Origin of the sequence: Anaerotruncus sp. 1XD42-93 (assembly GCF_009917605.1) — a bacterium.
In the GTDB taxonomy this organism is placed as follows: domain Bacteria; phylum Bacillota; class Clostridia; order Oscillospirales; family Ruminococcaceae; genus Anaerotruncus.
In genome coordinates this window covers 45,534-68,382 of the sequence record NZ_QZEG01000012.1, presented here as the reverse complement: position 1 = coordinate 68,382, position 22,849 = coordinate 45,534, and the positions used below count along the sequence as shown (strand labels likewise).

Genomic DNA, 22,849 nt, shown 5'->3' with positions numbered 1-22,849 from the left:
TGTCTGCTCCCGCACCTGCTATTTAGGAGGATTTTTTTATGGTGAATGCCATTGTTTCGATACCCGGCTATGTCCATCTGTACCGCTCCCTTTTGCGGTTCTATGATATGCCGGAAAATGAGGTCCGGGAAATGCTCTACCTTCTGAACACGGCGAACCTGGACTGCTACGAGTATTACCACCCGGAGCGTGATGTGGTCCAGAGCGGGCCAGTGGCTTTTAGCGGCTGGCTGGAACATATGGACTGCCGCCCTTACCGGACAGAGGTACAGCTTTATAAATCCCTGCTGTTCTTAAAGCGCAGCATTGACCGGGATCTGATCGTGACCTCACAGCGGGAGGCGCTGCAGACGCTCCGCTGTATCATTTCCAACCTGGAATACCGCTTCTATAAGGCGTATGGCATGGAGATTGAGGACAAGCGGACCGTGTACGGGGAATGTACCTACCACATGGTACCCAGGGAGGACGAACCCAGCGTGTGCCTGATGCACGACTGGATTTATCTGCCGAGCGCCTGAAATGCAGCGGATAAGGGATATAATGCGTATTTTGTTCTGCTTCAAGTAAAACTGTCCCGGATTCCATACAGTATTCGGGACAAACCATTTTTCAAAGGAGGGATGCCATATCACACAACAGGAAGTCAATGCCGTATTTGACGAGCAGGTGCGGCTCTGCGCTGACATTCTGCAAAAGAAAACCAAAGAATACACTGGGGACGATACGGACCGGCTGGGAGCTTTTAAGGCGGCGGCAGCTTTGCAGCACACCACGCCGGAGCGTGCCCTTGCCGGGATGCTGGCGAAGCATATCGTCTCCCTGTATGACATGTGCTTTGACGGTGATACGGATTACGGTATAGGCACATGGAATGAAAAGATCACTGACAGCCTCAACTATCTGTTCTTATTGAAGGCTATTGTAAAGGAGGGACATACCAATCAACAGGATTGAAGTAAAAATATTGAACTGCCAGGCGGTACAGGAGGCCGAGAAGAACATGGTCTTTGCCGCCCGGCTCACCCAGAGGGGCCACCGGATCGCCACAATGGACGACCTGATGGCCCTTTATGAAAAATCGTTCAGCGGGGACACCGTGGCGGTAATCGGGAGCCTCCCGCACCCGACGGTACAGAAATTTGCGGTCATTACCGTTGCCGTTGTAGGAGCAAGCCGGCGCTTTCTGGCACAGATCACCAGACACCAGAACGAGGTAAAGTATATGAGCGCGTCCTTACAGTACAGTAATTATGCAGGGCAGGCAGATTTTGCCGTACCCTATGAGATTCTGGCCGCCTCGGCTGCGGTCCGGGAATTGTACTTAAAAAGCTGTCGCAAAGGTATGGATTGCTATGAGCGGTTATGTAATGCCGGCGTGGGCCATGACGCGGCAGGATATGCCACACCCCAGGGGCTTCGGAATGTGCTGATTATCAGCGCCACACCCTATCAATGGAAACATATCATCGGCCAGCGGGTATGCCGGCGCAATACGGACGAGACCCGGATCGTGCTCCTGAAAATCTGGCAGGAGCTTTATATATTGAGCCCGGCGCTGTTTGCTCCCGGTCTTACAGGGCCGTTCTGCCAGCGGGACAAATGCCTGGAGGGGAAGATGACATGCGGCAGAAAAATAGGTACGGACATGACGCCGGAGAATCTTCTGAAAACGGACTATCCGGCGCTTTGGGAAGGGGGCAGCGAATGAAGATCAAACTGATCGACTTTGGCGTGCCGGAGGACCGCCGCCCATTCCGTCCGCATGGGAACGATGCCGGCGCGGATGTCTACATGCCCTATGACTGTACCTTGCAGCCGGGTGAGATTGCAAAGGTTCCCCTTGGGTTTGGGATTGAAGTGCCGGACGGCTATGCGGGCTATGTGTTTCCGCGCACCAGCATGGCGGTAAAAGGGCTGGTCTGCGAGCTGCCACCTGTGGATTCCGGCTATCGTGGGGAAATTCATGCCATTATCAGTAATGTAAGTAACAAACCGCAGGAACTTTCCAAAGGCTCCCGCGTGGGCCAGCTTGTAATTACACCGGTTGTGATCGCAGATTTTGTTTCAGAGCTTGGCGAGCAGCGCGGCACAGGCGGATTTGGAAGTACAGGAAAATAAAAAAGTGACTTTTAGAGAGTAATTAGGGAATTATCGCCGGTAGTGGGATTGGGCATATCGGGAGGATTGCAGGGTACAATAAAAGAAAGGCAGAAAAAGGCGGTACACTGTCATAGCGTACCGCCCTGCTGCTTAAAACTGCTTTAATATGTCGTGATGCCCTACGTCCACCAGGATGATCATTTTGTCGCCTTCGTAATACCAGATAATGCGGATGTCCATGTTGACGCTGCACTCAAAAAGGTCCGTGGTTCCCTGGATGCGTTTGGTGCGCAGCGACGGGTGGGAAGGATTTTCGGCCAGAAGTTTCAGCTTGTTTTTAAGCTGCTTCTTTTCCTGTGCGGTCAGGCCCTTAAAATGCTTTTGGAAACGGGGCGTAAAGGTAAACTCATACGCCATCATTCCGCCTCCAATTTGTCAAACAGGGCGTCCACGCTGTCAAAGACAGGCTGCTCCCCGGATGCGATTTTTGCTTTTACATCCCCGATTTCTTCTTTAAGCTCGCTTAAATATTTTTTGGGGTAGACAACCACCGGCATAATGCAGATGGAGCCGTCCTTCTCGAAGATGTCCAGTTTATCACCTTCGGACAGACCGAGTTTAACGATGATTTCCTTTGGAATTGTGACCTGGGCTTTTTGACGCAATTCGGCCAGCATACGATCATCTCCTTTGCTTTGAGTTTGAAAGTAGGAAATTCTCACTTTCTTACTTATAGTATATCCACTTTGAGGGATTTATGCAAGGGGTACGAAAAAAATTTACAAATAAAGCGGCCAGCACCGTGACCGCTTACTTTCTGCTATTGAGTTCTTTCATAATACCGAGGATATACTGCTCTGTGATAAATTCCCGCAAGGCTTCGGGGCAGGTGTTACCCTCATCAAAGAATTCCTGCGGTGTTACGTCTAAATATTCGCAGATATAGAAGAAGGACTGCATGGCGGGAAGTGACTTTTTGTTTTCAATGTTGTTGATGTAGTTGTTTGCCTGTCCTAACGATAAGGACATATCGCGCGCAGATACACCTTTCTGTGTCCGCAGCTTTGCCAGCCGTTCCGGGACAAAATCTTCATACATCGCCTTCACCTCCTATTCTGTAATAGATTGTACCTCACACCCTCGCATTATTCGCAAAGGGAAAAAGGGTGTTTTCGTTGACTTGATAAATTAAATCTATTACAATATGGAAAGTGAAGAATAACGCCTATCGGATGGAGGAATAGAAATGGAAGGAAAGACTTGTTGTGTCACCGGGCACAGAGATTTACCACAGAAAGAGATTAACCATGTAAAGGCAGCCCTGCGGCGTGAAATTGATTCAGCGGTTGCGGACGGGTTTACCCGCTTTATGAGCGGTTTTGCTGACGGCGTGGACCAGTATTTTGCCGAGATTGTGCTGGAAAAGAAAAAGACAAATCCGGCGCTGGAGCTGATTGCTGTCATTCCCTATCAAAAGCGCCTGGACAGCCTGATGGCAAAGGGCCGGACTTATGAAATGCTGGAGGCCTGCGCGGATGTTGTTGTTATGCAGGAGAAATGCCACCCCAGCGTCTATTCCCACCGGAACCGCTACATGGTCGAACACTCAGACCGGGTGATCGCTGTGTATGACGGGAGGGAAAAAGGAGGCACGGTTAGGGCCATCCGGTTTGCGCATCAATTTCGGAAAGAACTGCGGGAAATACCCGTAGGGCTGATCTTGGACAAAAACAGGACAAATCTTGGACAAAACCGGATATAAAAAAGTAGAGATACAGGCTGCTCTATGGTATAATAAATGTTCAACCGAGAAGGTCAGTGACAAATTCAGTTGGACTTACAGATAATGATAGATCACCTTTTGTGGAAATGGGAAACCACAGTTTGAAAGGAGTATTTGCATGAAACATGTATGTACGCTTATATCGGTGGCCGACATTAACGCCTCAAGAAAATTTTATGAGGATTTGTTTGGATTAGAGGTGTTTCAGGATTACGGTAAGAACATCGCCTTTACCTGCGGCTTGGCACTGCAGCAGGATTTTGACTGGCTTGTAGATCTGCCAAAAGAAAAGGTATTAAAGAAATCCAACAATGCGGAAATCGTCTTTGAGGAACAGGACTTTGACGGTTTTCTGAACAAGTTGAAAGAATACCCGAATATTGAATATCTGGGAGAAGTGATCGAGCATAGCTGGGGCCAGCGGGTGATTCGGTTTTACGATTTAGACGGACACATCATTGAGGTTGGCGAGGATATGAAAATGGTGATAAAGCGTTTTCTTGATTCCGGCATGACAATGGAAGAAGTCTCTGTGAAAATGGACGCTTCTATTGAGGATTTGATGAAACTTCTAAACAGCTAATACCTGATGGACGAATAAACAAATCGAAAGTTATGGAGGTGTCCCATGAAACGAGAATTAGGAATTGCCAGATGTGGCCTTGCATGTTGTTTATGCTCAGAAAATGTTGAGTGTAATGGATGTGGTTCAAACGGTTGCCCAGATAATGATTCTTGTGAGAATAAAAAATGTTCGATTGCAAAAAGGTTGACACATTGTTATAAGTGTGAAGAAAATTGTAAAAAAGGATTATTGGGTAAGATTAAACCATACACATTTACTTTATTTGCTAAAAAATATGGAGAAGAAAAGCTTTTGGACTGTTTAGAGAGAAATGAGAAAAATGGAGTTTTGTATCATAGAGCTGGCGTAAATGGAGATTATGATGATTTTGATGATGTAGAGCAGTTAATGAATTTTATCTTGACAGGAGTGAGATAAGTTTCAGGTTGTATTGTGAACGATAAATCGGAATTTGATGGAGGAAAAAGTAATGGCAAAAGAAAAGGGTTCGTTCAAAGAGTTTCTATCGGCAGTTGCACCAGAATATCAAGCCTTTGTCGAGAAACTTAATAACAAACTTATTGAACAAGGCTGTGACCTTGTAATCAAGAAAGCAAAGAGCGGTTATGCTGCTTCATACCAACTAGAGAAGAGAACTGTAATGAATTGGGTGTTTCGGAAGTCGGGTGTTTTGGCACGCATTTACGGAGACAATGCTGGCAAGTATGAGGATATAATCGCTACTTTGCCTGCTGAAATGCAAAAGAAAATGACTACTTCTCGTGACTGTAAGAGACTTATTGACCCTACTGCTTGTAGCGATACCTGTGTTAAAGGTTTTGTTTATACATTGAATGGCGATACACATAAAAAATGCCGTAATGACGGAATGTTCTTCCTACTGACAAACGAAACAGCGGAGCATATAGCTGGGCTGGTCTGTGCAGAGGTTACTGTGCGTAAGTCGGCTTCATAGCAACAGAATAGTTAAGTTCGATAAATCCCAGTTTGTGGAGTAGCTATGTAGAAAGGTAAATCAAAATTTTTATTAGGAGGTACATATCTATGAAGGATAGGATTGCATACTGCGGACTGGACTGTGAAAAGTGCGACGCATATCTTGCAACAATCAATGACGACCAGGCGTTACGTGAGAAAACTGCAAAACGGTGGTCAGAGTTAAATAATGCTCCCATTTTGCCTGAACATATCAATTGTGAAGGATGTCGAGTTGATGGAATTAAAACTGTATTCTGCGATAGTCTTTGCGGAATTCGTCAGTGTGCATTGAAAAAAGATGTGACGACATGCGGTGACTGTCCGGATATGGAAAAATGTCAGACTGTTGGAGAGATTATCTCAAATAACCCCAACGCTCTAAAAAATCTGAGGGGATAGATTACTTATCAGTTTGACAACTTGGAAGCTACGACAAAGATTATATAACAAATGGGGATATACCTTTGGAAACAGTAAAATTAAGATTTCAATATACTCAAAGTGAATATATAAAAGCAGAAAGGCAATATTTAATTTCTAATAAAACTATACATAAATACGATATTGCTTTAGTCGCTGTATTTTTGTTGCTGTCAGTAGTTTATATGCTATTCTCCTCTTTTAGCGTATTTAGTATTTTAATATTTGGATTGATAATTGTTGTAACTGCATTGGGAAGCTATTTTAGAAACAAAAAATCCAGTGTTTTCAATGCTTTCATCGGTGAAGTGTAGGAATAGTCAAGAAATAAACGACTTTTCTACACTTTCCGATACACTGTTTTACCCTTTATCGCAGAACCAGAAATATCTTCAATCCGGTTTCCATCCAAATCCTGAAGGGTATCGTAAAAGCACTGTTCGGCTGGATAATTGCTGAACAACGTTCCGGTAACTATTGTACCATCTGCCATGTGTGCGGTACAACCCTTGAATAAGGTATCGGGAGTAACCGTATCGTTCGTGAGGTCGATTAGAATTTCTGTACCGTAAACGACCTTATTTACAGCCATCTAATCACCCCGCAATCGTTACCGTTGTACCCCCTGCCGAATTAGCAGACTCAACGTAGGCGATAGGATTTATCACAACCTGGGATAGATAATCAACTCCGTCATCAGGAAGGATTGTTTGCTTTACCGTAGAAGGCGTCGCTGTCTTTGCCTGCGCCGTAACGTCCGAAGATGGTTCACAGTCACCCTCTACTCCCAGAACATTGACACCCTTCTTAATATTGCCGGGTATGAGCTTAGCCCTTTCAGTTGCATCAAGCTGTACCGTGCCTGAGCCGTCGTGATAACCGATTGGAATCGTATAGACCGAATCTTTGTCTGTAATCTCCTCGGAAACGGCCCCATTGTTCTTCATGGTACCGGAAACTTTGTTACCTCTTGCGTAGGCTGTTTGCCCGTTGAGAATTTCAGCAGCGGTTGCAGTAGCATCCGTAGAATCCACATCAAACAGGCAAGTGCCTTCGATTACTTCACCGCTCTTGTCGTGGGCAGTATAACCGGCCAGCAGTTTATCTTTTGTAACACTGTCACCGGTCAAATCAATCAAAGTATTGCCCCCGTAAATCACTTTATTGATCGCCATTTGCATCCACCTCCTTTGCAATATAAGCGGTCGTGCCGTTGGACTCGTTGCTGGTTTCCCAATAAGGAACCTCCGTAACCAAAATATCCTCCTTCAGCACCTTATTTGCGGTGTTCAAAATTTGAGAACCGGATGCTTTGGGAACGACCTTATAATCCCCGGAGTAAGTGTCATATTCCCTTGTCACGCAGATTGACCCATTCAGACTTTCAATCCCTGAAAGAGTCCCTTTCAGAACAGATTCGCCCGATATTTTTCCGCTTAACGAATCCAGCGCCCGTATACCGCTCATATCAGCACACCTCCTCCGTTATTTTAATTTTAGAGGCAGTGATGAACGTATCCACTTCTCCGGACTCCTTCGTCAATTGGACATCGTACACATAAGTTCCAAAAGCGAGGTCTTTTGTATCTTCCGGGTTCAAAACCAGTTTCAGCGTATCAATCGGAATATCTTTTACCAGCAAAGTATCTTCATCCGTATAGTTGGATTTCATCGCGAAACGAACAGAATCCCCTTCGGATGGTACATATGGATCTCCATTTGATTGGGTAATGGAAATCTGAGCCATGAAAGTATCGCCCCGCGTAAGAGTAATGGTTGTTCCGGAAACCTTATAGCTCATAGCTCTCCTCCATTTCTGTCTGGCAATCAAAAACGGCTATACCCTCCACAATAATAAAAGCCGCCCACACACGATAGGCAGCGAATCATAGAAGAGTATAGCCATAAAGATTGCATTTGCGATGTTATTTGGCGTCCTTGTTGTAGTTTGCAGCGCTGATTCCCAGAAGAACGCCCAGGAAAGTGTCAACAGCCGTAATGGTACCGACTACCTGCTCGCCACAGGGCAGACCCCAGATGCCGGCCAGAGCAAAATATAAAGTGCCGGCTGCCGGAAGCAGATACTGCGCAATCCATTTCAGGGTATCGTAGGTTTTGTTACTCATCTTCATGATTTGTTTCCTCCTTAAAATCCAAGTTGTTTAAAAATATATCCGAGAATGATTCCGATAATGGCGGTTACTGCGTAACCAACTACTTTCCGCCACATATCTCCATCCCGGCTTTCCAACGTTTCCAAACGTTTTCCCTGAGAGACCTGTTCTTTTAACATGTTCTCCATGTTTAAAGCGAGTTTCTCCACAGAGGTGCTGATAAAAGCGACCTGTTTTACGGTTTCTTCAAGAACTTCCAAACGATGATTCTGCCGGTTGTTCTCGTCTTCTAACCGCTTATTTTCCGCATCCATGCTGCGTCGAAACTCGTTGTGTTCTTCACGAGAAATATAATCTCCTTCCATGCTTATTTATTCCTCCTTATCAAATATAACAAGCTTTTTCCCAACAATTGAAAGCGTCTTATCAAACAAGTCTTCATACAGCGTTATAAGATTTTTTCGTTGTTGTCTTGATAAAAGCTTGTAGAAACTGCCCATCCAGCCTCGGAACATATTCTCAATATTCTCGTATGGGATTTCTCCATTAGCAACTTTTATAGCCAGTTTCTTTAGCTTTCTGCGCATAGTCGTAACCCTATCCGGGTTGATTCTTTTAACGATTTTTCCATCCTTGGTAAGTGTGTATTTCACTTGCAGGAATTTGTATGTACTGGATATTTTAACGATGCGAGTCTTCTTCTCGTTGATGTGAATACCCAGTTCTTTGGCGATTACACGAATATGCTCAAGCAAGTCCACCAGTTCTTCTTTGCTTAGGTTCATGATGTACCAGTCATCCATATAACGACCGTAAAATTTCTGGCTTCTTACATATTTCACATAGTTGTCAATGCGGTATGGATAGTAAATCCCGATGACTTGTGAAAGCTGATCGCCAATGTTTACCGATTTTTCCATCCACTTCTCGCCGGTTAATTGTTCCTTGGGTATTTCCCTGTAATCCAGCTTGTTAAACGTTTCGGTCATACAATTGGCGTATTCTTCATCTGTCATGTAAGAAACATCAATTTTGAACCCGTCAAATATAAGTGTTAGAAGCCAGTCAATAAACTCGTCATCGTCAAAGAGCTTTAACAGTTCCCGCTTCGCTATCTCATGAATGATATTGTCGTAGAATTTTGAGAAGTCTCCGAACAGAATCCATCCTTCGTTGCCATACTGCTTGTAGTACCGTCGGAGATGCACCTCAAAACGCTCTCTTTGGTGTGAAATTCCTCTACCTTTGATGGAAGCGCCATTATCATAAATAATATGCTTCTTGACCTCTGGTAACAAAATCTCGTCACATAAAGCATGGCGAACAATACGGTCTCTGATTCGGATACTTGATATAGGTCTTACTCGGCCCCGCTCAGACAGAGAAAACTCCTCAACAGGACCATTTTCTAAAGTCCGGTTAAGAAGGTCTTCCTGGATAGAAAATATGTACCTTAGAAAGTTCATCATGAACTTCTGCGTCGTTTCTTTCCATTTACTGCCTTTTACGGAAGCCTTGTAAGCCCTATACAAGTTGTTGGCGTCAGACAAAATCTCTTCATACGTCATAATTATTCACCGTGATAGCAATACTTACCGTAGTAAATTGCGTCCAGCTTTGTCATTTATCCTTGATGGAAAGGACAACGTCTCCTTCTCAGTTGGTTAGACAGAGAATCCGGACGAACCCCGTTAGAGTTCGAAGCGTTGTTGTAGTTCGTATTGCCATTGCTGTTCACATTGGCGAAATTAGCCGAAGAAACGACGCGATTTAGACATTGCCCTGTAAGTATGCTTTGATTTTGTTGTCACGCTGACGCCATTTCTTTATCAAACCGATTTCTCGGTCGATAGCATTAACATATCTGCCATAGGTATTAACATCCACCTCGAAGATTTCCACGATTCGCTGAAGCTCTTTGAGAATCTGCTCGCAATTTATAATCGCATTGTTCTGATAGTCCCGCCGCTGTTCATACTCGCGCATAGAAGTGGGATACGTTGAATTAGCTGCCCTTACGTTGCTCGTCAATTGAGATGCCAACTGGTCGATTCGATTTTTAAAATTAGTCATCAAATATCGATACTTCGCAAAGTCTTCCGTCTCATCCTTTCCATAGGCATAACGGACCCGTACCAGATGGTCTAAATCTTTTACCCCAAAACTTCTCTGCATGAAGTCAAGCAGCATGTCATGTAAATCTATCGAGAAGGTAATGGCCTCAAATTTGGATTCCTTACGTTTACTTGCCAGGACGCTCATCAATAAGCGGCTCCGGTAATCTCAGCAAACTCTTCCTCGGTAATCCAGCCCTTTACTACGGCATTACGAACGCGGGTCAGATCCCACAGTTTTCTGTTGTAGAAACCCTTTACTTTGTCGTAATTCTTGCTATGTTCCATGGTGCTCTCCTTTCTTAAAGCTCGACGTCGCACATCATAGCGAGATATTCGAGGTCGGACTTGAGCTTTGTCTGTTCCAGTTCTTTCTGCGGAATATCCCGAAGGACAAACCACGACTTTTTATCAACAGTCGTCACCTGAACCAAATCCATGTGTTCATGAACTTCTTCATTGGTTCCGTCGTTGATGATGACCGGGGAACACGTTCCGTCGAAGATGGAAGCGTCAATAGCCTCCTCGGAAATGAAATTGTTCCCGTTCATGGTAAGGTTGTCAAGGATGGTTCCATCGGCAAGGGTGATTCTATAAGTTTTCTCATCCATTTTGATTCTTCCTTTCACTTAATTTTTTACTGTTATAACACAAGATTCTGTCACCTGAGTACGGTGTTTTCTTTCGGAGCGAGGGGGCACGAGGCCCCCAGATTTAGCCAACCAACCCGAAGACCGGACGAACCCCGCCAGAGCCGGAAGCGCCGTCGCAGGCCGGAGCGCCACCGCCGCTCACATAGGCGAAACGAGCCGAAGAAACGACGTCTCTCAGCCAATACCAATATCTCCCAGGATTGATGAATCTCGGATACATCTTCATCAACGCCAACTGGGTCTTGTCGATGGTGTAACGGTTCGGAACGAAAGAACCGTCTCCGGCCGGGGTAAACACCAGACTCCCGTACATCATGATTTCATTCGGAAGTTCAACCGTAGAATCGTACCAGGCGCCGGCAGAAGGATAACCATTGGTTACGGCATTAGTCAGATATTCCCTGTGTGTGAGAATATTGGTAGAACCGAAAGCCGAGTTCACCAAAGTCTTTGCATTGGCCAGATTAGCCGTATACATCAGTGAGCCGACATAACCGCCGGTGGTGATATTGGTTTCATTCATCTTGGCGTTATACAAAGCGGCATCCGGCATAATTACCAGATGAGGAGTTGTACAGGAAGTGTCGCCAGAATTCAACCAATAGTTGATATCGACAATTCTCCAAATCCTGTCTCCGATGCTCCAATAATCCCCGATGAAGAACCCTTTGAATGTGCCAGCCCTGATCTGGGCTTTCTGAGCCGTAGTCAAAGCCGTTCCAAGATTCTTTCCACGGAAAATATTCCGGCGCTGCTCTACAGAGATGACAGCATCCAAAATCCCCCAGAAAGCATCGTTGACCGTAATGCCCTTATTGCCGTCCGCAGCAGAAACCATCAGCCTGTCCGTTGCGGAAACTGAAGAAACCTGAGTAAGCTGTGAGACATTCATCTTGGCGAGGTAATCCTGAGAAGAACTAACCGCAACAAGTGCTGCGAGCAAATCTCTCGCAAGAATTGTCTTTGTCCCGCCGTCCCCGTCAACAAGCAGAACGTTGTTGGCGAGGAGCTGTGTTACTTTTTCGTAATCTGTAATTTTCATTACTTAATCCGCCTTTCTTTTAATTTCTAACAAATATAGCCTGACTGAAAATCGGGTTGTTCCCGCCGTCAAGAATTTGTTCAGTTGAATAAGACCGACCGTTCAAACCTCTGGATTCACTGTCTTTAACAGCATCCTCCACAGAGTCTAATACAGAATATAAACCCCTTCTTGCATTATCTCTGAGGTATCCGGAGACCTGAAATTCTTTCGGTATGCCTTCCATGAATTTAGCCAACAGATCAGAATAAGTCCGGCTCTCAATCGGATTCTCATTGTTGTCCATAACCGGATTCTTCTCCGCATCTGTAATTGCCGATAGGAACACAAAGATGTTATCAAACATAGGCTCCTCCTTTACTTCGTGACAAATATGGTTTTGCCTCTGATGACATCGCCTTTATCATCAAGGAGCTGCTCTGTCTGATCTGCATCCGGATTGTTCACATACAGCCATGTACCGCCATCGGTCAGAATCTGATAAACCGTAAATTCGTTGGCGAGTCCGTCAAACGCCTGCTCAATAGCCGCTAAGCGTCGTTTCACATCTTCGAGCTCTTCGCTGACATCAGAACCCTTCTTAACAACGAATGTAACCCTTTTTCCCTCAATCGGCTTATTATCGCCATCCAGAACCGATGAATCCGAAGAGTCGTTAAGACTGTCATAAATCGAATGGGTATTTGTAAGCTCATTTTGAAAATCTACAAGCTTATTTATCCGCTCGTTGAGAATGACAAGTTCATTGGCGAATGCCGAAACATCCTCGCCATCAATGAGATCCTTAATGGAATCCCACCAGTCCCGGAAATCCTTATCAATGGAACTTTTCCAATCAGCAAACTCTTTGGTATTGGCATTCACATAATCGTAGAACCAACCGCTCCAAAGAGCTTTCCAATTAGCGTTCGTCTCCTGCATTTCCGTAGTTTGACTGCTGAAAAACTCCTCCCACTGATGTTCCCAGTTCAGATAGGCTTCCTGAATCTCTGTTGTCTGAGCTTCAAACCATATCCTCCACTGATTTTTCCAGAAAGAGCTGTACTCTGTGAAATCGTCTGTTACAAGCTTTTTCCAGTATGCCAGCTCCCGGCTGCTGTTGTTGACGTAGTCATAAAACCACTTTTGCCACATATCTTTCCAGTAATCAGCAGTGTCGGTAATCTCGTTCACATGTGCGTTATAAAACTCCTCCCACTGATGTTCCCAGTTCAGATAGGCTTCCTGAATCTCTGTTGTCTGAGCTTCAAACCATATCCTCCACTGATTTTTCCAGAAAGAATTTGCAGACTCCATATCGGCAGTCTGAGCACCATAGAACGCTTTCCACTGGTCCCCCCACTGCGCCACCAAAGCATCGATAGACATCTTTTCAAGTGGGGCTGTGACAAACGGACACGCCGATGTACCGACACAGTTTGTAATGTTCGCCTGCCTGATTGCTGTCACGCCGGCATTCACACGAATATAAGCAAGCGGATACTGCCAGCGGTCATTCGTCTTTATCAGTGTCGGATTCTTCGGGCTGGATGCGGGAGTTCCTTTGATAATCTTTATTGAATTTGCCCGCACCGATTCCCTGGCATCGACTTCCAACACAACCGCGTCAATCCGGTTAAGAATTACTTCCGATAAGGGAAGGGTCAGAGGCAATAGGGCGTCGTTCAATGTCCATGTGTGATTAAACCATGCTCTGCCGATTCCAACATTAACCATCATGCCTTCGGATTCCTTAACCATCATGGCAGTTCCAAAATGCTGCAAAACTCCGTCCCGAATAATTCCGTCAAAAATACTGGACATTTGAATTGCGTCGTATCTTCGATCACGGTTTTTGGAATTGTAAAACCCATAGGTAACACTCATTATTCATCGCCTCCTTCCGTTGTTTTAAATGTTGGATATACGGATGCCCCTTCGGAATCTTCAGTCATAACGATTTCCACAATCCTGGCTTTCGTTTCATGTCCATACTCGTTTGCAATCTGAATGACATCTCCATTAAAGAAATCCTCACCGTATTTAAACATAACGGTAGTTTCCACCTGTCCTTCAAAAGATGTTACATCTGTATTCTCCGCTAACTTTTCTTTACCCCTTTGTTGCAGTAATGCCGTATACTCTGCATCGGTTAAGGTGACATCGTTACCGACATCCGAAGAAATATCTCTTGCATCGGTAAAAAGCTCCCGGCGGTTCAAACCGCTTCCGCCGCCAACTGTCGTGTATCTTCTTGAAGAACCTTCTCCCTCACCGCCAACCAGCGTGACATTTTTCAACGCCGACTTTGATTCGACATAATTGCTGTTGATGATATTTTCGAAATTGGGGGAAAAGACCACATATGGATTTGCTGTCTGGTCGTAAGACCTGTCAACACCGGAATAGAGTTTAAACACGAACTGCTTTTTATCGTTCAGTGTAATCTTGAACCCGATATCACGCTCACTGCAAATCTTGTTTATCACACTATACAGATTATCCCCCGTATACTGAGCGTCGATTGTCAGCTTTGTAATCGCCGGGTCGGTAGATGCTTCAAAAATGAAATTGCTGATACGGCGATTGCTATCGGAAGGGGAAATGACGTTTTTGTTCAGGAGTGTCCGGATTCCATTTTGAAGATTTCCCCTTATGGTCTGTTGCCCCCAGACAATTCTCCTGTCCAAGATAGATTCCAGCGACCTACCGGTTACGGTGATATGATTTCCGTCCTCGGAATCTGAGGTGATTCTTATCTTTTCGATAATCATACAATGCTCCGATTCCCGATTCTGCAAATAGTAATCCTGCCGTATGTAACTAAGAATGGTGCTTGTCATGGATGTGAAAAGCTCGAAATCACCATACTCATAATACCGGTCTGTCCAGATAAAAGACTCGTATACATCCACGATGGAGACCGCATCCAGATTTGTGTTTAAAACTATCAAATCCATCGCTATACCCCCTCATAAATGATTCGATTCTCTATCTTGAACTGTAAATTACTGCTTCCTTCTTCTGCCGTATACGCAAACACGTTGTCACCTTTTGCAAGCTGAAACCAGTCAGCTTCTTTATCCAGGCAGTTTAGAATATTGGTTGTTTTTCCGTTTCGGAGAAGGGTAATTGACTTTTTCCCTTTGACGGTACAGATAGTGATTTCATCGCCCGCCACAATTCCGGAACCCGTAAAAGCCTTCATCTTGTCAGTGTCGATACGCATAACCTCACGGGTTCCAGTATTGTATATGGTGATGTTTCGTGCTTCACCGATGGCATGAATTGTAATCGTCACACCAATCTCAGCATCTCCGCTGTACACAACTGTTTTTTCCATCTGATTCTGGATCTCGCCCATTTCCAGCAAGCATTCATACAGAGATTCGTTGCTGAAAGGAAATTCAAACAACGGCTCCACACCATAGAAAATAGTAGTATTAACCCCATCTTCCCCGGCAGAGTAAAAGAAAGGATTCGGACATACAATGGAGACATCCGAACCCTCATCTTTACTGAATATATCCGGTTCATTCGATTCGGTATATCCGTCAATTTCTGCTGAACGGTTGTCCGTTTCAATCAGCAGCGTAAGTTTTTTCTTTATCGGAAAATACTTATACGATAACTGACGCACATCCTCAATCGAATCTTTCCAAAGATACTTCAAGGAAATGACTATGTTCCGTTTCTGGAGTCTGGCAGAATTGAACAAATCCCCGTCATTTGTAGCAATTTCGGTGGTATTGATGTTCGCCTTTCCAGACCCCAGACCGGTTACAGAGGTAACTACGAAACCGGATTCCTCCGGCCTCGCAAGTACCAGTTTAATACTATCGCCAAGATAGTTTGTCACGGTGATTGACTTAATCACGCTTTCACCATCCTTTCCATCGCCGAGAACTGATTCTTTGTCTGCCGATAAATCTCAACTCTCGACAGTGCCTTAGGCGAATAGTTGTTTTGAGTAAATGTGAATGTGCTTCCTGAATTCGGAGAAGTTTCTCCATTTTGAACATCTGCGGTTTCCTGCTGATTCATGCCTCTGCTGATGGACAATGCCTGCGTTCTGCTGAACATAGCATTCAATCTGTTTGTCCCAGCTTCCACATTTGACAAATCAAGCACTGGACGAATGGTCGGCTGAGCATCAATGTCACTGTCAATGAAATCTTTGACCTTGGAGATTGCATTACCAAGTCCCGTTCTTGCGGCTTTCGCCATCCCGGAGCCGGCTTTGTATGCTTTCTCGGTGTAATCGCCAATCGCATTTACAAACGCCACGCCGAAGAAATCGCCAATCCGATAACCAACCTTTGAAGGAGAGTGTTCGTCAAGTTCTTCCTCCGCAGCCCTAGCAGCCGCAGCCGCCATAGCTCTCGCTTTCGCCTCAGCTTTGTATGTATTTTCACTGATACCTTTTGCAAATCCATCCACGAGATAGGAACCCGCATCGTAGAATTGCCCGTAGTAATCCCTAATCCCGGAGATAGCCCCGCCAAGACCAGAGGTAAATGCACTCTTTGCATCTGCATCCTTACTCCTTACCCCGGCGATGAATTTCACCATACACTGTTCGCCAGCGCTTTGAAACTCCGAATACTTATTCTTAATCGCAGTCAAACAACCGCTGATGATGTTGATAAATGTGTTTCTGGCATCCACATCTTTCGCTCGAACACCCGCAATAAACTTCACCATCGTCTGCGTTCCAACTGACTGAAACTCCGAATACTTATTCTTAATAGCAGTCAAACAACCGCTGATGATGTTGGTAAATGTGCTCCGAGCACTGTTATCCTGAGTTTTCACCCCGGCGATGAATTTCACCATCAAGGTAGAACCCGCAGTTTGGAAATCCCGCTGCTTCGCATTGATGGCTGTAAGCACCGCCTGAACCAACGCTGTGAACGTCGTTGTCAATGTGGTTTTCTTGGCATTTGCCGCATTCACAAAGGTTGTCAGCATATTGGAGGCGGCCGCTGTTACCTTTGAATTTGCGTTATTGAATGCGTCAATAAAACCAGTAATTCCAGCTTCTCCAAGCTTCGTCAGCGCGGAACTGAACGATGTCATTCCACTGGTGTCCAATCCAGCCATACCGTTTGCCATGTCAACCAATCTGTTTGTCTGTGTGATTACGCTGGATAACAGTCCAGTATCAATACTGCTAATATAACCGTAGTAGGAACTGAAATATGAGCCAAAAGAAGCCATATCGCTTCCAAAACTGGCTAAGGTCATATCATCCGAGAACCAGCCACCTTCTTTCGGTAAACTCTTTTGAAGCTCAACGATAGACGTAGCGGCATTTGTAGTTGCTGTAACGATACCAGCATCAACCGTTCTCATAAAATCGGAATACTTTGCAAAATTCGCACCAAAAGATACAAGACTGTTTCCAAATTCCCCGATATCGTTATCACCAGTAAACCAACTTACAACACCGCCCGTATTCGGAAGCGTATTCGCCAGCTCGACTAAAGACTTTCCTGCTGTTGCAGAATTTGTTATAGCGTCTACATCAATTCCGGATATTGCATCCGAGTAGGACTTCATTGCTTTTCCAAACGGAACGAGTTGTTTTCCGAACTCGCCAATGTCATTCTCGCCTGCGAAGAAACCGACAACCCCGCCCGAATTTGGAATAGTGGATGCCATCTCAGCCATAGCTTTTCCGGCAGTTGCAGCATTCGTCACCGTATCCGCGTTAAGACCTGTCACCGCAAGCGAAAATTCCATCATAGCCTCGCCAAAAGGTACAAGCTGCTCCCCAAAAGCTTTCATGTCGTTCTCGCCAGCAAAGAAACCGAGGACCCCACCGCTGTTCGGGAGTGTTGCAGCCATTTCCGCCAATGCCTTACCTGCTGTAGCCGCCTGCTCTACTACTTCGCTCTTCATATCGCCTATCGCAATCGAAAAGTCCCTCATGGCTTCTCCGAATGGAACGAGCTGCTCCGCAAAATCTGACATGGATGAACCACCAGTAATCCAAGAGGCTATACCCTGAAGAATATCGGCCGCCGTAAGAATCAGAATTGTTTCAGCTAATGCTTTTACCCCGGACATTGCCGCTTCGTCTAAGTTTTTTACCCCCTCAAAGAACGGGGAGGCATTTTCCATAAACGAAGACAAATTTGTCCCTATCTCCGGAAGCCCGGACGTCGCGCCGGCAACAAACCCGCCTATGATATTCCCAAAGAAGGAGCCCAGCCCGTATCCGACTTTTTCAAGAAGGGAAAGACCCTTGTTTAAGAATTCTTCCATTCCTGGATAATGCTTGGCAAGTGCACCGATTCCAATCATAAGCCCGCCAACAGCGGTAATAAGAGTCAGTAACGCACCGACCCCGATAAAAGCCGCTGGACCTGTGGCGCCGACAGCGCTCAATATCAGGCATGATGCCGATAATGATAACAACAGAACCGATAATCCTTCCGCTATTTCCAAAACAGATCCAACATTCATGTAAGCAAGCACGCCTATAATTCCAGCTAGACCGGCTACAACCAAAGTCATAACGCCAAGCGTGACGTACGCTCCCGGAGCTACGTTTCCGGCTTTACTAATAATGAGCATGGATGCCGACAAGGACAATAGCAGCAACGATAATGCTGCAGAAACGCCCATTACTGAATCCACTGGTAAGCCGGACAATAAATATAAAACCCCGCCCAAAGCTATCACTACCCCCGTTAAAACAACAAGAGTCCCATTAGCCTTTTTTGCCAGTGACGTAGAGGCAACAAGGGCACCAAACATCGCCATCACCATGGATAATGACAAAGATGCTGCGAAAAGATTTTCCGGGTTAATCATAGAAAGCGTACCAAGCGCGACTGCCAGAATTCCGATTGTTACAGAAATAAGGGTTAAAGTGCTCTTACAGTCTTTCGCCAGATATGAAACAGCGATCAATCCCGCAAATAAAATCTCAAGCAGAGCTATAGCTTTTAATGCTTGGTTTAATCCATCCGGTTTTATGTGACTGATAATTACCATTGCCCCGGATAAAATCAATAAAGCCCCTGACATCAGCAACAGCATCGCTCCTGCCTTAACAGCATTTGCCCCCGCGAACTTAGACACAGCGACCACTCCGGCAAACAGTACAAGCAACTGCGCAACGGCACCGGTAGCTTTCCGCAAATCACCGGCTTCCATTTTTCCAAGTATCTTTAAGGTTGCCGTTATCAAAAGAAGCGCCGCAGACATAGCCAGAATACCAACCCCAGCCTTAGCCGCATTTGCCCCGGCAAACTTGCTAGAGATCATAAGGACGGCAAAAGTTCCAAAAATCCCTACAAAAGCCTCCATGTTGGTTTTCATCTTTGTAGTATCCAGATTTGCTATATCGTCAAATACTCCTACAAAGATTTTTAATGCCACCACGGTAGCAAGAATCGTAACTGCGGAACCAAGCTTGATATTTTTACAGATTACAGCCAGAGCCACAAGACCGCCCATCGCACCAAGAAGAATCTTAATCGATTGATCCAGATTGTTCAGTTGCAGGCTGTCCAAATCCTTAAATGCGCTGACCATGATTTTCAAAGAACCAGAAATCACCAGCAACGCGACAGAACCTTTCGATAGCTTCGGTGCAAATTTTCCGAGCAGTCCAGCCATAACAGCAAGGCCGGAAGCCATCACACCAAGAACAGCCACATTCTGCCATACTTTATCCTGGTCAAGACCTTCCATGGATTTCAGTGTATGAATAAGAATCAGTAGAGAAGCGGCGATTCCAAGCATAGACGTTGATCCTTTTCCGCCACCAATTTTGCCAATGATTCCCATTGCCGCAGAAACACCGAGAAGACCGGCAGATAAAACGCCAAGCGCTCCAACAGCAGACCAGAGCTTTGTCTGATCAACAAGCGTTAAAGCAACAATGGAAGCCGCAAGAATACCGACGGATATGGCGACATTCATTAACGCTTGGGATTTTGTCTTCATCGCAAAAGCGTTGATCGCCTTAGATGCACTCTTAAGCAATTTGTCAAACCCGCTCAGAATTCCTGACAAATCATCAAATGGGCCGGCCAGCGTTTCCAAAGCATCTCCAATTTTCTTGACGAACAAAATCAAACTGCCGCCAAGACCAATAGTCAGGATTTCCCCTATGCCGATATGGTCGCTGAATTTCTGCTTTATGGATTTTGCAAAATTGAAGATTTTCTCTTTTAAGCCGTCAAGATCTTCTCCGACAGACGCAAAATGCTTCTTGACATCATCTTTAAACTCCCTGATAGCTTTCTTAATGTCGTCAAACTTCCCGTCAACATCCAGAAAATAATCAATCACGTTATCCTTGAAATCCCTGAAAATATTATTGAGATCATCTAAGGTAATATGGTCCAGAGCTTTCACACGTTCAATAAAATCGTTAATCCGGTCAATTCCGCCCCGGAAATACTTGCCAAATTCGGAGAACGTATTGCTAAAGGCAGTTTCAAAGCGTGTGATATTCTTCTGCACCACCGGAAGCGCCATAAAAGCATCAATCCACTTTTTAACCTCCGTACAGGCTGTTTTTATCCCGCTGGCCGCCGCCTTGACGCCCCTGGTCACACGGTCATTGTTGAGAATGAAATCACGGAATCCTGAAATCAGATCACCCACCTTCGCCGTCAGATCAAGAACATCCATGTCAAACGCATTTAAAATCACAGACAACCCTTTAAACGCAAGGCGTAATCCGCCTCCCGTAACTGTCATGACGATATCGAGAATAGCAAACAGTCCTTTAAAAGTTCTTGTGATCTTATCTGCCTTATCGTCGGTAATCTCTAATTTTTCGGTAAATGTGTTAATGGCTTTAATCAGGTTATAGAGTTTTTCAGAACGTTCTTTGATGATATCATCTTCGGTCATTCCATGGTGAAATGTATCGTTCCACGCTTTCTTGACCGCGCCGAGAGAATCCACAACACTATGGATTACATTGAGAACGGACCCCCACACCAACTCAGCTCCCGATGGTTTCTCAAAATCGTTTATCAACTCATCTATGGACGAACCGGCTGTATTTGCTTCCCTCTGCAAATCACGGAGCGCGGTAATCTGTTCTTCCGTATACCCCTTGTTTTTCAACTGCTCGTCCGATAAAGAAGCCAGACTGTCAGCATTTTTCAACTGTTCTTCCGTCAGGGAAGACATATGGCGGACACTACTGCCAAGTTTCTCATTAACCAAATTCTGAACCGTTGCATAATCATAACCGGCTTCGGTCAGTGCTTTTATTCTTGCTTCCCCGCTGCCAAAGTCTCCACGGATAACTTTATCAACGATTTCACCGTACTTTTCCATCTGTCCGGCCATTTCTTCCGTAGACTTTGTTGCTCCGGTAAGATCCCCCACCAAGCTTTTAAGTGCATCCTTCAGGATACTCTTATTTAGAGTTCCGTCGTTAAAGGCTTTTTTTAAAGCTTTTTCAAAGGAACCCTCTTTTTCTATCATTGCATCCAGGTCAACATTGTGGCTCTTAGCCAGTTCCTTGACCTTGTTCTGAAAAGTTTCTGTTTCAATGCCAGCAGTATTAAGCTTGTTTACAAGCACATCCCATTTTGAACTGAACGCACCCTCCAAGACTGCATTTCTGCTGTCCGCCGAACGTCCGATAATTCCGCTGAATATATCTGATAACTCCGTCAGCCGCTCTTTCGCTTTTTCAAAGTCGCCAATGATGATTTCCCAACTCTGAGTCCATCCTGACTGAGCCGCTTCCTTCAATGTGTCAAATAACTGGGTAAAAGTCTTCACCTTTGTCGCGGCATCATTCGCAGTCTGTCCCATCTTTATGATGGATTTGATCTGCTCCTCCGTATACCCCATGGTCTTGAGCTGTTTCTCGTTCAGATCACCCGTAAATTTCGAGAGTGTTTCTGTTAAAATGTCCGATGTGAGCCAGCCTTTACTTAACGTCTCACGGAAAGAGCCCTCATCTTCAATCATCTGGTCAATTGCTATACCATGCACCCTGGCCGTCTCTTTTAGGGAATCCTGAAATACCTGACCGCCCATACCGGCATTTACAACCGAATTCCAGTCCTGAAGCTTCACTGTTCCCGCCGCCAACGCCTGGGATAACTGGTACATAGCCGTGCTTGCCTGTTGGGAAGTAGAACCGGATACAGCAGCGAGGTTAGCGATACCTTTAATTGCCGCTACGGAAGTATCCAAATCAACGCCAGCCGCAGTGAACGTACCAATATTACGGGTCATTTCCGTAAAATTGTAAATGGTCATATCGGCATAGTGATTCAGTTCATCCAGTGCCTTATTTACCTGCTCCAGCGTCGTCCCTTTGGAAGACGTATTTGCAAGAATTGTCTGGACGGCGTTGATCTGTGTTTCATACTCCTGAAAACCGGACTTAACCGGGTCAATCGTAAGGGCCGAAATAATATTTTTACCTGCGGCAAGCGCAGAATTGGTTATGTTCTGGAGAGCCGTAATCGCCATTACCTCCATCGCGGAGAACTTTACCCTTACAGTCTCCACCGCATTGCTAAGGGGGTTCATGTCACATTTACGGGCTGCGGAATTTACTTCTTCCAATCCTTTTGCGGCGCCGGTCAGATTTAATTTCTGTTTCAGTTTATCAAGCGTGGAGAGACTGGTCTGAACGTTCTGTTCAAACTGCTTATTGTCAAACCGCATTGAAACGACTCTTTCGTCAATCGTCTTACTCATAGCTTCGTAACCTCCCTCCACGCTTCGTTAGCAATTCTGTCAAAAATAGGCTGGATAGCAGGATTGATATAATCTCGCCCCTGTACCCAGCCGCCGTTTCTTGTTCCGTGCCCGTATTGCAGAATGATGGCAATCGGAACTCCATTTTGAATATTTGAATTCTTGAATGAGATCGTTGCAGATCCATTCCTGTTCGTAATCTCGTATGACCACGAAGCCGCTGTCAGCCCCGAATCGACAGGTGTTGCAGACGCAAGGGCGGCAACTCCCTCTCGGCCATACTTGTCAAGGTCTCCGAGTTTAACGACCTCTTTTGCCCTCTCCAAATATCTTGTCAGTTTGGAGAAGTCGCCCTTTTGTCTGAACGTTATCATTG

The 22,849-nt window shown here is 45.3% G+C and carries 30 protein-coding genes; 10 read left to right on the top strand and 20 right to left on the bottom strand.

What is annotated here, in order from left to right:
- The first annotated feature begins 38 nt into the window (after window positions 1-38).
- The 4 genes from D5269_RS07030 (at window position 39) to D5269_RS07015 (ending at window position 2,121) form a co-directional block, all read left to right on the top strand.
- Complete coding sequence (locus tag D5269_RS07030; RefSeq protein WP_120484351.1) at window positions 39-521, top strand: hypothetical protein; 483 nt, start codon at window positions 39-41, stop codon at window positions 519-521.
- Between the two features lie 241 nt (window positions 522-762).
- Entirely contained in the window at window positions 763-957 is a 195-nt protein-coding gene (locus D5269_RS07025; protein ID WP_243126686.1) for a hypothetical protein, read from the top strand.
- Entirely contained in the window at window positions 944-1,711 is a 768-nt protein-coding gene (locus tag D5269_RS07020; protein WP_347707290.1) for an FAD-dependent thymidylate synthase, read from the top strand. Before D5269_RS07025 ends, D5269_RS07020 begins: the two co-directional genes overlap by 14 nt.
- Window positions 1,708-2,121, top strand: a complete 414-nt coding sequence (locus tag D5269_RS07015) for a deoxyuridine 5'-triphosphate nucleotidohydrolase (protein ID WP_120484349.1) — start codon at window positions 1,708-1,710, stop codon at window positions 2,119-2,121. The genes D5269_RS07020 and D5269_RS07015 overlap by 4 nt, the downstream gene beginning before the upstream one ends.
- A gap of 132 nt (window positions 2,122-2,253) precedes the next feature.
- Here the strand turns inward: D5269_RS07015 and D5269_RS07010 are convergent, their stop codons facing one another.
- The 3 genes from D5269_RS07010 to D5269_RS07000 form a co-directional block, all read right to left on the bottom strand.
- On the bottom strand, window positions 2,254-2,520 hold the full coding sequence (locus tag D5269_RS07010) for a type II toxin-antitoxin system mRNA interferase toxin, RelE/StbE family (protein WP_120484348.1): 267 nt from the start codon (window positions 2,518-2,520) through the stop codon (window positions 2,254-2,256).
- Window positions 2,520-2,780 carry an AbrB/MazE/SpoVT family DNA-binding domain-containing protein gene (locus tag D5269_RS07005; protein WP_033143531.1) on the bottom strand — a complete coding sequence of 87 codons (261 nt, stop codon included), beginning with the start codon at window positions 2,778-2,780 and terminating at the stop codon, window positions 2,520-2,522. The genes D5269_RS07010 and D5269_RS07005 overlap by 1 nt, the downstream gene beginning before the upstream one ends.
- A 133-nt stretch (window positions 2,781-2,913) precedes the next feature.
- Window positions 2,914-3,201, bottom strand: a complete 288-nt coding sequence (locus tag D5269_RS07000; RefSeq protein ID WP_120484347.1) for a helix-turn-helix transcriptional regulator — start codon at window positions 3,199-3,201, stop codon at window positions 2,914-2,916.
- 148 nt (window positions 3,202-3,349) lie between these two features.
- Here D5269_RS07000 and D5269_RS06995 point away from each other — a divergent pair, with 148 nt between their 5' ends.
- The 6 genes from D5269_RS06995 (at window position 3,350) to D5269_RS06970 (ending at window position 6,184) form a co-directional block, all read left to right on the top strand.
- Window positions 3,350-3,865 (top strand): SLOG family protein, encoded by a 516-nt coding sequence (locus D5269_RS06995; RefSeq protein ID WP_029467762.1) that lies wholly within the window; start codon window positions 3,350-3,352, stop codon window positions 3,863-3,865.
- A gap of 139 nt (window positions 3,866-4,004) precedes the next feature.
- The gene (locus D5269_RS06990; protein ID WP_120484346.1) at window positions 4,005-4,469 is read left to right on the top strand and encodes a VOC family protein; all 465 of its coding nucleotides are present in this window, start codon (window positions 4,005-4,007) and stop codon (window positions 4,467-4,469) included.
- 45 nt (window positions 4,470-4,514) lie between these two features.
- Window positions 4,515-4,889, top strand: coding sequence for a DUF3795 domain-containing protein (locus tag D5269_RS06985; protein ID WP_120484345.1), 375 nt, complete (start codon window positions 4,515-4,517; stop codon window positions 4,887-4,889).
- Between the two features lie 52 nt (window positions 4,890-4,941).
- The gene (locus D5269_RS06980) at window positions 4,942-5,427 is read left to right on the top strand and encodes a hypothetical protein (RefSeq protein WP_120484344.1); all 486 of its coding nucleotides are present in this window, start codon (window positions 4,942-4,944) and stop codon (window positions 5,425-5,427) included.
- 89 nt (window positions 5,428-5,516) lie between these two features.
- The gene (locus D5269_RS06975; protein WP_084462050.1) at window positions 5,517-5,849 is read left to right on the top strand and encodes a DUF3795 domain-containing protein; all 333 of its coding nucleotides are present in this window, start codon (window positions 5,517-5,519) and stop codon (window positions 5,847-5,849) included.
- Between the two features lie 65 nt (window positions 5,850-5,914).
- Window positions 5,915-6,184 (top strand): hypothetical protein, encoded by a 270-nt coding sequence (locus tag D5269_RS06970; RefSeq protein WP_243126684.1) that lies wholly within the window; start codon window positions 5,915-5,917, stop codon window positions 6,182-6,184.
- Window positions 6,185-6,210: 26 nt separating this feature from the next.
- Here D5269_RS06970 and D5269_RS06965 read toward each other — a convergent pair whose 3' ends face one another.
- From D5269_RS06965 to D5269_RS06885, 17 genes are all read right to left on the bottom strand, one after another.
- Window positions 6,211-6,462, bottom strand: coding sequence for a histidine kinase (locus tag D5269_RS06965; protein ID WP_120484343.1), 252 nt, complete (start codon window positions 6,460-6,462; stop codon window positions 6,211-6,213).
- A gap of 4 nt (window positions 6,463-6,466) precedes the next feature.
- Window positions 6,467-7,045 carry a hypothetical protein gene (locus D5269_RS06960; protein ID WP_120484342.1) on the bottom strand — a complete coding sequence of 193 codons (579 nt, stop codon included), beginning with the start codon at window positions 7,043-7,045 and terminating at the stop codon, window positions 6,467-6,469.
- Window positions 7,032-7,337, bottom strand: coding sequence for a hypothetical protein (locus tag D5269_RS06955; protein WP_120484341.1), 306 nt, complete (start codon window positions 7,335-7,337; stop codon window positions 7,032-7,034). Before D5269_RS06955 ends, D5269_RS06960 begins: the two co-directional genes overlap by 14 nt.
- A gap of 1 nt (window position 7,338) precedes the next feature.
- Window positions 7,339-7,671 carry a hypothetical protein gene (locus D5269_RS06950; protein WP_120484340.1) on the bottom strand — a complete coding sequence of 111 codons (333 nt, stop codon included), beginning with the start codon at window positions 7,669-7,671 and terminating at the stop codon, window positions 7,339-7,341.
- 124 nt (window positions 7,672-7,795) lie between these two features.
- Entirely contained in the window at window positions 7,796-8,002 is a 207-nt protein-coding gene (locus tag D5269_RS06945; RefSeq protein ID WP_120484339.1) for a phage holin, read from the bottom strand.
- A 14-nt stretch (window positions 8,003-8,016) separates the two neighbouring features.
- On the bottom strand, window positions 8,017-8,349 hold the full coding sequence (locus tag D5269_RS06940) for a hypothetical protein (RefSeq protein WP_120484338.1): 333 nt from the start codon (window positions 8,347-8,349) through the stop codon (window positions 8,017-8,019).
- Window positions 8,350-8,355: 6 nt separating this feature from the next.
- Window positions 8,356-9,552 carry a reverse transcriptase domain-containing protein gene (locus tag D5269_RS06935; RefSeq protein WP_120484337.1) on the bottom strand — a complete coding sequence of 399 codons (1,197 nt, stop codon included), beginning with the start codon at window positions 9,550-9,552 and terminating at the stop codon, window positions 8,356-8,358.
- 202 nt (window positions 9,553-9,754) lie between these two features.
- Window positions 9,755-10,246: a hypothetical protein gene (locus D5269_RS06930; protein ID WP_120484336.1), complete on the bottom strand. Its 492-nt coding sequence runs from the start codon at window positions 10,244-10,246 to the stop codon at window positions 9,755-9,757.
- Window positions 10,246-10,386 carry an XkdX family protein gene (locus D5269_RS06925; RefSeq protein WP_120484335.1) on the bottom strand — a complete coding sequence of 47 codons (141 nt, stop codon included), beginning with the start codon at window positions 10,384-10,386 and terminating at the stop codon, window positions 10,246-10,248. The genes D5269_RS06930 and D5269_RS06925 overlap by 1 nt, the downstream gene beginning before the upstream one ends.
- Window positions 10,387-10,400: 14 nt before the next feature.
- A complete protein-coding gene (locus tag D5269_RS06920; RefSeq protein WP_120484334.1) occupies window positions 10,401-10,709 on the bottom strand; it encodes a hypothetical protein in 309 nt (102 codons plus the stop codon).
- A 103-nt stretch (window positions 10,710-10,812) separates the two neighbouring features.
- A complete protein-coding gene (locus tag D5269_RS06915; protein ID WP_120484333.1) occupies window positions 10,813-11,793 on the bottom strand; it encodes a hypothetical protein in 981 nt (326 codons plus the stop codon).
- 19 nt (window positions 11,794-11,812) lie between these two features.
- Entirely contained in the window at window positions 11,813-12,139 is a 327-nt protein-coding gene (locus D5269_RS06910; protein ID WP_120484332.1) for a hypothetical protein, read from the bottom strand.
- A gap of 11 nt (window positions 12,140-12,150) precedes the next feature.
- On the bottom strand, window positions 12,151-13,659 hold the full coding sequence (locus D5269_RS18535) for a hypothetical protein (protein ID WP_243126683.1): 1,509 nt from the start codon (window positions 13,657-13,659) through the stop codon (window positions 12,151-12,153).
- A complete protein-coding gene (locus D5269_RS06900; protein ID WP_120484331.1) occupies window positions 13,659-14,732 on the bottom strand; it encodes a siphovirus ReqiPepy6 Gp37-like family protein in 1,074 nt (357 codons plus the stop codon). The genes D5269_RS18535 and D5269_RS06900 overlap by 1 nt, the downstream gene beginning before the upstream one ends.
- 2 nt (window positions 14,733-14,734) lie before the next feature.
- Window positions 14,735-15,649 carry a phage tail domain-containing protein gene (locus tag D5269_RS06895; RefSeq protein WP_120484330.1) on the bottom strand — a complete coding sequence of 305 codons (915 nt, stop codon included), beginning with the start codon at window positions 15,647-15,649 and terminating at the stop codon, window positions 14,735-14,737.
- Entirely contained in the window at window positions 15,646-22,473 is a 6,828-nt protein-coding gene (locus D5269_RS06890) for a tape measure protein (protein ID WP_120484329.1), read from the bottom strand. The genes D5269_RS06895 and D5269_RS06890 overlap by 4 nt, the downstream gene beginning before the upstream one ends.
- Window positions 22,470-22,847 carry an HK97 gp10 family phage protein gene (locus D5269_RS06885; RefSeq protein WP_120484328.1) on the bottom strand — a complete coding sequence of 126 codons (378 nt, stop codon included), beginning with the start codon at window positions 22,845-22,847 and terminating at the stop codon, window positions 22,470-22,472. The genes D5269_RS06890 and D5269_RS06885 overlap by 4 nt, the downstream gene beginning before the upstream one ends.
- Window positions 22,848-22,849: the final 2 nt, after the last annotated feature.